At 64.3% G+C, this 12,390-nt stretch carries 10 protein-coding genes; 9 read left to right on the forward strand and 1 reads right to left on the reverse strand.

Features of this window, described 5'->3' with window-relative positions:
• Nucleotides 1-42: 42 nt before the first annotated feature.
• Nucleotides 43-1,260, reverse strand: coding sequence for a c-type cytochrome (locus tag JQ621_RS17920; protein ID WP_212235979.1), 1,218 nt, complete (start codon nucleotides 1,258-1,260; stop codon nucleotides 43-45).
• Between the two features lie 282 nt (nucleotides 1,261-1,542).
• Between JQ621_RS17920 and JQ621_RS17925 the strand changes: the two genes are divergently transcribed.
• The 9 genes from JQ621_RS17925 (at nucleotide 1,543) to JQ621_RS17965 (ending at nucleotide 12,312) form a co-directional block, all read left to right on the forward strand.
• Complete coding sequence (locus tag JQ621_RS17925; protein WP_212235980.1) at nucleotides 1,543-5,034, forward strand: indolepyruvate ferredoxin oxidoreductase family protein; 3,492 nt, start codon at nucleotides 1,543-1,545, stop codon at nucleotides 5,032-5,034.
• A 257-nt stretch (nucleotides 5,035-5,291) separates the two neighbouring features.
• Nucleotides 5,292-5,636 (forward strand): hypothetical protein, encoded by a 345-nt coding sequence (locus tag JQ621_RS17930; RefSeq protein WP_212235981.1) that lies wholly within the window; start codon nucleotides 5,292-5,294, stop codon nucleotides 5,634-5,636.
• Nucleotides 5,637-5,778: 142 nt separating this feature from the next.
• Nucleotides 5,779-6,936, forward strand: a complete 1,158-nt coding sequence (locus JQ621_RS17935; RefSeq protein ID WP_212235982.1) for a thiolase domain-containing protein — start codon at nucleotides 5,779-5,781, stop codon at nucleotides 6,934-6,936.
• Nucleotides 6,936-7,325 (forward strand): Zn-ribbon domain-containing OB-fold protein, encoded by a 390-nt coding sequence (locus JQ621_RS17940; protein ID WP_212235983.1) that lies wholly within the window; start codon nucleotides 6,936-6,938, stop codon nucleotides 7,323-7,325. The genes JQ621_RS17935 and JQ621_RS17940 overlap by 1 nt, the downstream gene beginning before the upstream one ends.
• A 198-nt stretch (nucleotides 7,326-7,523) precedes the next feature.
• Nucleotides 7,524-8,384 (forward strand): MaoC family dehydratase, encoded by an 861-nt coding sequence (locus JQ621_RS17945; protein WP_212235984.1) that lies wholly within the window; start codon nucleotides 7,524-7,526, stop codon nucleotides 8,382-8,384.
• Nucleotides 8,385-8,539: 155 nt separating this feature from the next.
• The gene (locus JQ621_RS17950) at nucleotides 8,540-9,418 is read left to right on the forward strand and encodes an SDR family oxidoreductase (RefSeq protein WP_212235985.1); all 879 of its coding nucleotides are present in this window, start codon (nucleotides 8,540-8,542) and stop codon (nucleotides 9,416-9,418) included.
• 146 nt (nucleotides 9,419-9,564) lie between these two features.
• On the forward strand, nucleotides 9,565-10,518 hold the full coding sequence (locus tag JQ621_RS17955) for a dihydrodipicolinate synthase family protein (protein ID WP_212235986.1): 954 nt from the start codon (nucleotides 9,565-9,567) through the stop codon (nucleotides 10,516-10,518).
• Between the two features lie 4 nt (nucleotides 10,519-10,522).
• Complete coding sequence (locus JQ621_RS17960; protein ID WP_212235987.1) at nucleotides 10,523-11,317, forward strand: NUDIX hydrolase; 795 nt, start codon at nucleotides 10,523-10,525, stop codon at nucleotides 11,315-11,317.
• Between the two features lie 80 nt (nucleotides 11,318-11,397).
• Nucleotides 11,398-12,312 (forward strand): DMT family transporter, encoded by a 915-nt coding sequence (locus JQ621_RS17965; protein WP_212235988.1) that lies wholly within the window; start codon nucleotides 11,398-11,400, stop codon nucleotides 12,310-12,312.
• The last annotated feature ends 78 nt before the right edge of the window (nucleotides 12,313-12,390 follow it).

A 12,390-nucleotide genomic window follows, 5' to 3' on the forward strand; every position in this document is an offset into this window, starting at 1 on the left:
GTGGATGCCCGGGACAAGCCCGGGCATGACGACCTCTCGGGACTAGGGGATTAATCCTTGCTGCCGCGCCTTCGCGACCTGCGCAGGTGTCACCAGCGGGCCGGCATTGCCCCAGGAATTGCGGATGTAGTTCGACACCGCCGCGATCTCCTCGTCCGACAATTTTTTGGCGTAGCCGGGCATCTCGCCGGTGTTCGGCGCCCGCGGCGTCGTCACGGTGTGCGCGCCGTCGAGGATGACGCGCAGGGTGGACGACGGGTTGATCGATTGCAGCAGCGCGTTGCCCGGCAATGGCGGATAGATGCGCGGCGCGCCGGAGCCGTCGGCCTCATGGCAGGCGATGCAGAATTTCGCGTAGACCGCCTGGCCCGCTTTCATCTCGGCCTCGTCAGGCGGCGTCACCTTCGGTTCGCGCCGCACCGGCGGCATGTCTTTCAGATACGTCGCGATCGCGCGCACATCGGCGTCGCTCATCTTCGCGGTCGAGTTGACGATCACTTCGGCCATCGGTCCGCCGGCATGGCTTTTGGCATTGCGGCCGCTCTGCAGATATTCGGCGATGTCCTGCGCGGTCCACGACTGTAACCCCGTGCGCGCGGCGCCATCGAGGCGCGGCGCATACCATCCGCCGACCTCGCTGCCGGCGAGCGCCTGCGCGGTCTTGTCCGCACCAAGCAAGTTCTTGGGCGTGTGACATGCGCCGCAATGGCCGAGCCCGGTGACGAGATAGCCGCCCCTGTTCCACGCCGCGCTCTTGCTCTGGTCCGGCTCGAACAGGCCAGGCGTGAAGAACAGCAGGTTCCAGCCGCGCATCAGGAAGCGGTAGTTGAGGGGCCAGCGCAGCTCCGGCGGCTTGTTGCGGCTGACGACGGGCGCGAGCGTGCCGAGATAGGCGCGGATCGCCAGCGTGTCGTCCTTCGTCATCCGCGTGAAGTAGGGATAGGGAAAGGCCGGGTAGTACAGCGATCCGTCAGGCGCGGTGCCGGTACGCACGGCGCGGGTGAAATCGGCATCCGTCCAGGCGCCGATCCCGGTGTCGCGGTCGGGCGTGAGGTTCGGGGCATAGATCGCACCGAACGGCGTGTCGATGCGCTTGCCCCCGGCGAAGGGCTTGGCGGGATCGGCGGTGTGGCAGCCGGCGCAATCGCCGGCCTCGACCAGCGCCTTGCCGTAGGCGATCAGCTCAGGCGACGGCTCGGCGGCGAGAGCGGCACGCGCAACCGCACTGCACAAGAGCCCAACAGCCAGAATCGTCCGCATCGAATGCCTTCTCCTGCGCCCCTCGATCGACAGCCGGATTATAGCGGCGTCATGTCGTTTCGCGACGGCGGGGGTATGGTGACACAAATTGAAAATCGCCAATGCCTTTCCGGCCACGAAATTGCGTTTTTTTCCCGTCGCCACGGAAGGTCCAGATTTGTGATGCGCCGCGCTAAATATCCGACATAGAGTGGCAGAGATGGTCGGCGCGACCTAGCTAAAAACAGCGGGCAAGCAACGGCTTAAGCAGCCAAACGCTCAAAAGGGCGGAAGAGGACAAGAATGGGCATCAACCAGGGTCCGATCAGTCTCGATCAGAAATACACCCAGGATACCGGCCATATCTTCACGACGGGTATCCAGGCGCTGGTCCGTCTGCCCATGGCCCAGATCAGGCGCGACCGCGCCGCGGGGCTGAACACCGCGGGCTTCATCTCCGGCTATCGCGGCTCGCCGCTCGGCGGCTATGACCAGCAGCTCTTCGCCGCGCGCAAGCATCTCGAGCAGTACAACATCAAATTCCAGCCCGGCGTGAACGAGGACCTGGCGGCGACGGCCGTCTGGGGCTCGCAGCAGCTCAACCTCTCGCCCGGCGCCAAGTACGACGGCGTGGTCGGCATCTGGTACGGCAAGGGCCCCGGCGTCGACCGCTGCGGCGACGTCTTCCGTCACGGCAATGCGGCCGGCTCCGCCAAGAACGGCGGTGTGCTGTGCCTCGCCGGCGACGACCACGGCGCAAAATCCTCGACCGTCCCGCATCAGTCGGACCACGCCTTCATCTCAGCGTTGATGCCGTACCTCTATCCCTCGAGCATCCACGAGATGATCGAGATGGGCCTGCTCGGCATCGCGATGTCGCGCTATTCCGGCTGCTGGGTCGGCATGAAGGTCATCACCGAGACGGTGGAGACCACTGCCGAGATCGACCTCACCGACGAGATGAAGCCCTTCATCATCCCCTCCGATTTCGAGCTGCCGCCCGGCGGGCTCAATCTGCGCTGGCCCGACGACCGCTTCGAGCAGGACCGCCGCCTGCAGGACTACAAGGGCTTTGCCGCGATCGCCTTCGCGCGCGCCAACAAGGTCAACCGCGTCACCATGGATTCGCCGAACGCCCGTTTCGGCATCATGGCGTCGGGCAAGAGCTACGAGGACGTCCGCCAGGCGCTGCGCGAACTCGGCATCACCGAGGAGGTCGCCGCCAGGATCGGCCTCAGGCTCTACAAGATCGGCATGCCCTGGCCGCTGGAGCCGGAAGGCGTGCGCCAGTTCGCCGTCGGCCTCGAAGAGATCTTCATCATCGAGGAACGCCGCGAGATCGTCGAGAACCAGGTCAAGCAGGAGCTGTTCAACTGGCGCGACGACGTCCGCCCGCGCATCGTCGGCAAGATGGACGAGCACGACAAGCGCTTCCTGACCTTCGCCGCCGAGCTTAGCGTCGCCTCGCTCGCGACTTCGCTCACCGAGCGACTGCTTCGACTTGATCTCAACCCTGAAATTGCGGAGATGCTCCGCGCCAAGGCCGACTGGTTCAACGGCCGCCAGGCGTCCCAGATGATCCCGACGGCGCCCGTCTCCCGCACCCCGTATTTCTGCTCCGGCTGCCCCCACAACACCTCGACCAAGGTCCCCGAAGGCAGCCGCGCGCTCGCCGGCATCGGCTGTCACTTCATGGCGCTGTGGATGGACCGCTCGACCGAGACGTTCACGCATATGGGCGGCGAGGGCGTGCCGTGGGTCGGCATCGCGCCCTTCACCAACGAGAACCACATCTTCGCCAATCTCGGCGACGGTACCTATTTCCACTCCGGCCTTCTCGCCATCCGCCAGGCGGTCGCCTCCAAGACCAACATCACCTACAAGATCCTCTACAACGACGCCGTCGCGATGACCGGCGGCCAGCGTCACGACGGCGATCTCTCGCCGCAGCAGATCACCTTCCAGCTCCACGCCGAAGGCATTCGCGAGATCTACCTGGTCTCCGAGGCGCCCGACGCCTATCCGGCCGACACCATCGCGCCCGGCGTGAAGAAATATCACCGCGACGAGCTCGACCACGTCATGAAGATGTGCCGGGACTACAAGGGCACCTCGGCCATCGTGTTCGTGCAGACCTGCGCCGCCGAAAAACGCCGCCGTCGCAAGCGCGGCCTGATGGAAGATCCGGCGCGCCGCGTCATGATCAACCCGGCGGTCTGCGAAGGCTGCGGCGACTGCTCGGTGCAATCGAACTGTATCTCGGTCGAGCCGCTGGAAACCGAGTTCGGCCGCAAGCGCGCCATCAACCAGTCGTCCTGCAACAAGGACTATTCATGTGTGAAGGGCTTCTGCCCGTCCTTCGTCACCGTCGACGGCGGCAAGCCGCGCCACCGTGCGCCGGCGGAGCTTGCCGACATCGGCGAACTGCCGGAACCGGCAACGCGGCCGACACTCGACAAGCCCTACAACATCGCGGTCGGCGGCGTTGGCGGCACCGGCGTGCTCACCATCGGCGCGCTGCTCGGCATGGCCGCTCACATCGAGGGCAAGGCCTCGATGATCCTCGACATGTCCGGCCTCGCCCAGAAGGGCGGCGCGGTGCTCAGCCATGTGAGGCTGTCGGATCATCCCGCCGAGGTAACCTGCTCGCGCATCGTCACCGGTACAGCCGACGTCGTGCTCGCCGCCGACGAGGTGGTCGCGGTCGCCAAGGACACGATCTCGCTGTGCGACACCAGCCGCACCCGCGGCATCATCAACAGCCACGTCATCCCGACCGCCGATTTCGTGCTGAACCGCGACTTCAATTTCCAGACGCGCAAGCTGAACGGATTGCTGGAGACGGCGCTGCACAAGGACTCCGTCTTCTTCGACTTCACCACGCCGGCCGAACAACTGCTGGGCGATGCCATCGCCACCAACATGATGATGATGGGCTACGCCTATCAAAAGGGCCTGTTCCCGCTGTCGGCGGAATCGATCGAGCAGGCGATCGAGATCAATGGCGTCTCGATCAAGATGAACAAGGAAGCCTTCCGCCTCGGCCGCCTCGCGGTCGCCGATCCCGCGCGTCTCGCCGAGATGCTGAAGGGAACGGACGAGGCTGTTGCGCCCAAGAGCCTGGAGGCGATGACGCTCGACGAGATCATCGAGCATCGCGCCACGCATCTCACCGCCTACCAGAACGGCCGTCTCGCCAAGCGTTACCGCAAGCTCGTCGACCAGGTCCGTGACGCAGCGGTGAAGGGCGGCTACGGCGATGCGCTGCCGCGCGCGGTTGCGATCAACTACGCCAAACTGCTCGCCTACAAGGACGAATACGAGGTTGCGCGGCTCTTTACCGACGGCGCCTTCGCCAAGCAGCTCCAAGACCAGTTCGAGGGCGACTACACGTTCAGCTTCAACCTCGCCCCGCCGATCCTCAGCCGCGGCGTCGATGCGCTGGGCCGTCCGAAGAAGCGCGCCTTCGGCCCGTGGATGCTGAAATTGTTCGGCGTGCTCGCCAAATTCAAGTTCCTGCGCGGCACGCCGCTCGACATCTTCGGCTACAGCGCCGACCGCAAGCTCGAGCGGGACCTGATCGTGGGCTACGAGAAGGATGTCGCCACCGTGCTCGGCCTGCTGTCGCCGGTCACGATCGACACGTCGGTCGAGCTGCTCTCGCTGCCCGACCGCATCCGCGGCTACGGTCCGGTGAAGGAGAAAGCGGTCGCGGACGCCAAGGCCCGCTACGCCCAGCTGGCTGCGGACCTGGCGAGCCCGCCGCCTGCGCCAAGGCAGATCGCAGCGGAGTAGCGAGATCTCGTAGGGTGGGCAAAGGCGCACTTGCGCCGTGCCCACCATCTTCATCGGGGTGCGTAAGAGGGGGCACGCTCCGCTTTGCCCACCCTGCGAATTCCCCTTTGAAATCAAGCAACGTTTTACTGTGCATGAGGTTGTTTTCAGCCAATCCGGGTATTTCGGTAAAACGAAATCGCTTGTGCCGTCGGGCAAAACACCTTTATTGTTTGGCCTGCCGAGCCCGTCCGTTTCGGCCGGTGCTGAGTTGAATCATGGATCCTGTTTATCGCGTGGTGACACAATTGCCGCTCACCGAGCTATGGCGCGGCGAGGGCGCTTTGGATGTGCGACGAGCCGAAGATGTGAGCGAGGTCGACATTAAGCTGCTCCTCCGGAACGGTTCGACCTTTGTGGTGGCAGACGTTGGAAAACCGTTGATGTGGATCCCTGAGGTCGATCGCTTTGCCTTCTGGAAGGCTGAGGTGAAAGACCGCTTGGTTTCTTCGGGTACCCGTTCTTTCCGTCTCGATGATTACGTGGGCGGCTATTGCTACACCGCGACGGTTTGGCGGAGCACGTCTGCTGCGCCAGTCATAGTCTTAGAAATGCATCACTAGCCTTGTTACCGATATGCCGCGTGAGACCACTTGCGCACACCCGCTACCCTCTCGCGGGGCGGAATATTTCCGCGCTTGCCAACCGGGCCAGTGCGGTTCAGAAAAAAGCGCCAAGAAAAAACGCGAGCGGAGACCTGAAGTTTTGACCATCAAGGGCAAAGCCTACATTGCCGGGATCTACGAACACCCGACCCGGCATGCGCCGGACAAATCCACCGCCCAGCTTCACGCCGAGGTCGCCAAGGGCGCGATCGAGGATGCCGGGATCAGCAAGGACGACGTCGACGGCTATTTCTGCGCGGGCGACGCGCCCGGCGGCGCCTGGCCGATGGTCGACTATCTCGGGCTCAACACCAAAAAGCTCCGCCACGTCGATTCCACCGAGACCGGCGGCTGCTCCTACATCATCCACCTCGGCCATGCGGCCGAAGCCATCGCGGCGGGCAAGTGCTCGATCGCGCTGATCACGCTCGCCGGCAAGCCGCGCACTGGTGCGATGCCGCCGCGTGCGGCCGGCGCGGAAGCCGATTTCGAATCCGCTTATGGCGCGACCACGCACAATGCCTATGGCATGTGTGCCATGCGCCATATGCACGACTATGGCACCACGAGCGAGCAGCTCGCCTGGATCAAGGTCGCGGCCTCGCATCACGCGCAATACAATCCGAATGCGATGCTCAAGGACGTCGTTACCGTCGAGGACGTGCTGAACTCGCCGATGATCTCCGATCCGCTGCATCGCATGGATTGCTGCGTCGTCTCCGATGGCGGCGGCGCGCTGATCGTGACGACGCCCGAGATTGCCAGGAGCCTGAAGAAGCCGCAGGTACGCCTGATCGGCCATGGCGAGGCGATGAAGGGTCCACGCGGCGGCAAGGATCTCGATCTCACCTATTCCGCCGGCATCTGGTCCGGCCCGCGCGCGTTCGAGGAAGCCGGCATCACGCCGAAGGACATCAAATACGCCTCGATCTACGACAGCTTCACCATCACCGTCTTGATGCAGCTCGAAGACCTCGGCTTCTGCAAGAAGGGCGAGGGCGGCAGGTTCGTCGCCGACGGCAATCTGATTTCCGGCGTCGGCAAGCTGCCGTTCAACACCGATGGCGGCGGCCTCTGCAGCAACCATCCCGTCAATCGCGGCGGCATGACCAAGATCATCGAGGCTGTGCGGCAGCTGCGCGGCGAGGCGCATCCGAAGGTGCAGGTTCCGAATTGCGATCTCGCCATCGCCCATGGCACCGGCGGCCTTCTGGGCGTTCGCCATGCCGCCTCGACCGCCATTCTGGAGCGCGTGTGATGAGTGAAGCGAAAAAATATTCTGCCCCGATCACGAACCCCGAGACCGCTGCGTTCTGGGACGCAGCCAGCCGCGGCAAGTTCATGATTAAGCGCTGCACCGCGTGCGGCGAGGCGCATTACTTCCCGCGTTCGATCTGCCCGTTCTGCTACTCCGACAAGACGGTGTGGGAGGAAGCGTCGGGCGAGGGCACGATCTACACGTATAGCCTGATGCGGAAGTCGCCGACCGGTCCTTATGCCATCGGCTACGTCACGCTGATGGAGGGACCGTCGGTGCAGACCAACTTCGTCGACTGCGATCTGGAGAAGCTCAAGATCGGCCAGAAGGTGAAGGTGGTGTTCAAGCCGACCGACGGCGCCCCGCTGCCATTCTTTACGGTGGCCTAGTTCTTCCTTCCCCCCTTGCGGAGGAAGGTGGCGCGAAGCGCCGGATGAGGGGTCTCGTTCCGCAGAGAGATTATTCAATGCGGAAGCAACCCCTCACCCAAACGAGCTTGCCGCACGGCTCTCGCAGCCCTCGCCCACAAGGGGAGAGGGCACGTTGACTGGCGGCGGCGCATAAGAATCCGGGAGGAAACCAACAAGATGTCCGCCAGATACGAAGAACTCAAAAGCCTCAAGAACATCGGCCAGAAATACGCCTACACCGATCGCGAAGTGATGCTCTACGCCTATGGCATCGGTCTCGGCGCCGATCCGATGGACGAGAACGAGCTCGCCTTCGTCAACGAGGGCACGCTGACGCCGCGTCCGCTCAAGGTGGTGCCGACCTTCGCGTCCGTCGCGGCTTGGGGCTCGGGCCCGGGCGAGATGAACCTCAACCGCGTGATGGTGGTCGACGGCGAGCGAGACATCACCTTCCATCAACCGCTGCCGGTTGCCGCCAACATCACCGCCGATTCCTCCGTGCTCGAGGTCTACGACAAGGGCGAGGGCAAAGGCGTCGTCATCAGCCATCAGACCGTGCTGAAGAACGAGAAGGGCGAGAAGCTTGCGACACTCGTCGCCTCGCGCTTCGCCCGAGGGGATGGCGGCTTTGGTGGGCCGAACCTGACGCAGCCCGATCCGCACAAGATTCCCTCGCGCGCGCCCGACAGAACCATCGATATCACCACGCGCCCCGACCAGGCGTTGGTCTATCGCCTCTGCGGCGACCGCAATCCGCTGCACTCGGATCCAGAGTTTGCGAAGAAGGCCGGCTTCCCGCGCCCGATCCTGCACGGCATGTGCACATACGGCATCACCTGCCGCGGCGTGCTGCAGACCTATGCCGATTACGACGCCTCAGCCTTCCGCCAGCACGTCGCGCGGTTCTCGTCGCCGGTTTATCCCGGGGAGACCGTGACCATGGACCTCTGGAAGGATGGCAATGTGATCTCGTTCGAAGCGAGGGTGAACTCGCGCGGAGTCACGGTGATCAAGAACGGCAAGACGGTGCTGGGTTAAGCGGTCCGCATGCGCCGCTCTGAGTTATTTTCGTCATGCCCGCGCTTGTCCCGGGCATCCACGTTCTTTCGTGCAGTTGGCGACCAGGTTCGTGGATGGCCGGACAAGCCCGGCCATGACGGAGCAAGAAAACAAAAGAACAGGGAGAAGCCACTATGGGACTACTCGACGGCAAGGTTGCGCTGATCACCGGCGCGGGCGGGGGGCTGGGTGAGGCCTACGCAAAGTTGTTCGCGCGGGAAGGGGCCTCGGTCGTCGTCAACGATCTCGGCGGGCCGCGCGATGGCTCCGGCGCCGACAAATCGATGGCGCAGCTTGTGGTGGACGCGATCAAGGCCGAAGGCGGCAAGGCGGTCGCCAACGGCGCCGACATCTCCACCATGAAGGGCGGCCAGTCGGTGTTCGACGACGCCATCAAGCATTTCGGCCGCGCCGACATCCTGGTCAACAACGCCGGCATCTTGCGCGATCAGACCTTCGCCAAGGCCAGCGAGGCCGATTGGGACAAGGTCATCAAGGTGCATCTGAAAGGCACCTTTTGTTGCACCATGCCGGTGTTTCGCTGGATGCGGGAAAACGGCGGCGGCGTCATCGTCAACACCTCCTCGACATCAGGCCTGATCGGCAATTTCGGCCAGAGCAATTACGGCGCCGCCAAAGGCGGCATCTGGGGCCTGTCCAACGTGCTGGCGATCGAGGGCCGCAAGTACAATATCCGGATCTGGACGCTGGCCCCGGGGGCCCTGACCCGCATGACCGCAGACCTGCCCCGCTATAAGGAGAACCCCGGCGCGGCGCTGGGGCCGGACGGGATCGCGCCGGCCGTGCTATACATGGTCAGCGATTTGTCGGGCGACCAGACCGGCAAGGTGCTGGGTGTGTCCGGGCCTCGCGGCGTGCGCGAAATGCGGATGATGGAGATGGAAGGCTGGAAACCGCCGCACACGGGCTGGAACGCCCAGGACATCGTTGAGCATGCCAAGGAGATCTTCTTCTCCGAGGAGCAGATCAAGATGGGTGCGCGGAGGTTTTAGCCACACTGTCGTTCCGGGGCGACGGGATCGCGCGAAGCGCGACCCGGAGAGCCCGGAATCCATAGCCACGAACCGGGGTTATGGATTCCGGGCCTGGCCCTTCGGGCCATCCCGGAATGACGAAGAGAGAGAGACAAGGATAGACGATGAAACTGACCGCCGACGCCAAGGGCACCTTCGCAATCGCGCCGACGCCGTTTCACGACGACGGACGGATCGACGAGCGCTCGATCGACCGCCTCACCGATTTCTACGAGGAGGTCGGCTGCGATGGCGTCACGGTGCTGGGCATCCTGGGTGAGGCGCCGAAGTTGGACGCCGCCGAGGCCGAGCAGGTGGCGGTGCGCTACGTCAAGCGCGCCAAGACAATGCAGGTGATCGTCGGCGTCTCGGCACCGGGCTTTGCCACCATGCGATCGCTGGCCAGGGCCTCGATGGACGCGGGTGCTGCCGGCGTCATGATCGCGCCGCCGCCTAGCTTGCGGACTGACGACCAGATCGTTGGCTATTTCAAGCAGGCGGCCGAGGCGATCGGCCCTGATGTGCCCTGGGTGCTGCAGGACTACCCGCTGACCTTGCAGGTCGTGTTCACGCCCGCCGTGATCCGCAAGATCGTGATGGAGAATCCGAACTGCGTGATGCTCAAGCACGAGGATTGGCCGGGCCTCGAGAAGATCTCGACTTTGCGCGGCTTCCAGAAGGACGGCTCGCTCCGCCCGCTCTCGATCCTTTGCGGCAATGGCGGCACCTTCCTTGACTTCGAGATGGAGCGCGGGGCCGACGGCGCCATGACCGGCTACGCGTTCCCCGAGCTCTTGATCGACGTCGTCAATCTCTCCAAGGCCGGCAAGCGCGACGCGGCGCATGATCTGTTCGACGCGCATCTGCCGCTGATTCGCTACGAGCAGCAGCCGGGCGTTGGCCTGACCGTCCGCAAATACGTGCTGCAGAAGCGCGGCATCATCGCCTCCAGCGCGCAGCGCAAGCCGGGCGCGACGATGACGGCGACGGCGAAGGCCGAGGTCGACTATCTGCTGTCGCGCGTCGCCCGTGTCGACAAGCGCGCCAATCTCGGTCCGCAATCCAGCGCTGCAGGTTAGCTGAATGCCCGAGACATCAGCATCACGCCCGGCCTCGACGATCCTCCTGCTCCGCGATGGCGCAAAGGAAGTGGAGATCTTCATGATGGTTCGCCATCACCAGATCGAGTTCAATTCGGGTGCGCTGGTGTTTCCGGGCGGCAGCGTCGATGCTGGCGATCAGGAGATCGTCAAGCGGTCCGACCTGTATTCCGGCGGCGAGGGCCTGAGTGAATCGGATCGCGGTTTTCGGATCGCCGCGATCCGCGAGACCTTCGAGGAGAGCGGCATTTTGCTGGCGCGTTCGAAGGGCTCGAACACGCCTGTTGATGCGAAGCGCGCCGGCGAGATCGCCGATGCGCATCGCGTGGCGCTCAACGAGCACAAGATCAGCTTCCTGAGCATTCTGGCCGACAACGATCTCCTGCTCGCGCTCGATACGCTCGTGCCCTACGCACACTGGATCACGCCGGAGGGCATGCCGAAGCGGTTCGATACCTGGTTCTTCCTGGCCGCCGCGCCGCCCGACCAGCTCGGCGCGCATGACGGACGGGAGTCAACCGACTCGATCTGGCTGTCCGCACGCGAGGCGGTGGAGGGCGGGGAGAGCGGCCGCTTCAAGCTGCCGTTTCCGACCACGCGCAATCTGATCCGGCTGGCGAAGCAACCGACGGTGAAATCGGCGCTCGACCATGCCAGGAGCCTGTCGATCGTCACGGTGGTGCCGGTCATGACGAAAACCGAAAGTGGCCGTCAGCTTCGCATTCCCCGCGAGGCCGGTTACGACGGCGAGGTGTTCGAGGTCGGCGCCGTCGGCTGATATACTTCGACATTGAACGAAGTATCGGCACCTGCGGACGCGCTAGGTTCCGTCCATCGCGGAAATGGACGGGATGGCCAATGGACACCAGGCAGGACACCAACCTTGCCATCGAACTGACGCTGCTGGTCGCGCTCGCAACGCTCTGGGGCGGCTCCTACACCTTCATCAAGCTCGGCGTCGCCACGATCCCGCCCGTCACGCTGATCGCTGCGCGCACGACGGTCGCGGGCCTGTTGCTGCTCGCGATCATGCGGGCGAGGGGCATCAGGATGCCCACAGACGCTGCGACCTGGCGGCGCTTCGCGTTCCAGGCCGTGCTCAACAGCGTGATCCCCTGGACGCTGATCGCCTGGGGCGAGCGCCATGTCGATGCTGCGCTCGCCACCATCCTCAATTCGGCGGGCCCGATCTTCACCTTTCTGCTCACGGCAATCGTCACCCGCCATGAGGCGACGACCCCGCGAAAACTGTTTGGCGTGGTCGCCGGCATGGCCGGCATCCTGCTGATCGTCGGCGTCGATGCATTTCATGACATCGGCAGCGGCCTCGTTGCGGAAGCCGCCATCGTCGCGGCCACCGTCTGCTACGCCTGCGCCGCGATCTTCGGCCGCAGCTTCAAGGGCCTCGATCCGATGGCGCCGGCTGCCGGTTCGTTACTTGCAGGCGCTTCTGTGCTGATCCCAGCCTCGCTCGTCGTCGAGCGGCCCTGGACGCTGTCGCCTTCGCTGAGCTCCATCCTGGCGCTGCTCGCGCTTGCGGTGTTCTCGACCGCGGCCGCCTTCGCGATCTACTTCCGCCTGATCCAGACCCTCGGCTCGGTCGGTACCACCGCCCAGGCTTATCTCCGCGTCCCCATCGGGGTCGCGATCAGCGTCGCCTGTCTTGGCGAAAGCCTGAGCCAGACCGCCTGGATCGGCCTTGCCTGCGTCGTCCTCGGGGTCGCCGCCATGGCGATCCCGGCCCGGTGGCCGGCCGTCGCTAAACCCTCATGAAAACAGCCCTATAAGGCCGGCCGAGCCATGTTCCCCCCGAGGGGTGATACATCGTATATTAAGGGGATATGGAGTCCG

This window comes from Bradyrhizobium manausense, from assembly GCF_018129685.1.
GTDB classification, from domain to species: Bacteria; Pseudomonadota; Alphaproteobacteria; order Rhizobiales; family Xanthobacteraceae; genus Bradyrhizobium; species Bradyrhizobium manausense_D.

Excerpts from the sequence above, each read along its gene's own strand:
- JQ621_RS17920 (WP_212235979.1), bottom strand. The coding sequence starts at position 1,260 with ATGCGGACGATTCTGGCTGTTGGGCTCTTGTGCAGTGCGGTTGCGCGT.
- JQ621_RS17925 (WP_212235980.1), top strand. The coding sequence starts at position 1,543 with ATGGGCATCAACCAGGGTCCGATCAGTCTCGATCAGAAATACACCCAG.
- JQ621_RS17930 (WP_212235981.1), top strand. The coding sequence starts at position 5,292 with ATGGATCCTGTTTATCGCGTGGTGACACAATTGCCGCTCACCGAGCTA.
- JQ621_RS17940 (WP_212235983.1), top strand. The coding sequence starts at position 6,936 with ATGAGTGAAGCGAAAAAATATTCTGCCCCGATCACGAACCCCGAGACC.
- JQ621_RS17945 (WP_212235984.1), top strand. The coding sequence starts at position 7,524 with ATGTCCGCCAGATACGAAGAACTCAAAAGCCTCAAGAACATCGGCCAG.
- JQ621_RS17950 (WP_212235985.1), top strand. The coding sequence starts at position 8,540 with ATGGGACTACTCGACGGCAAGGTTGCGCTGATCACCGGCGCGGGCGGG.
- JQ621_RS17955 (WP_212235986.1), top strand. The coding sequence starts at position 9,565 with ATGAAACTGACCGCCGACGCCAAGGGCACCTTCGCAATCGCGCCGACG.
- JQ621_RS17960 (WP_212235987.1), top strand. The coding sequence starts at position 10,523 with ATGCCCGAGACATCAGCATCACGCCCGGCCTCGACGATCCTCCTGCTC.
- JQ621_RS17965 (WP_212235988.1), top strand. The coding sequence starts at position 11,398 with ATGGACACCAGGCAGGACACCAACCTTGCCATCGAACTGACGCTGCTG.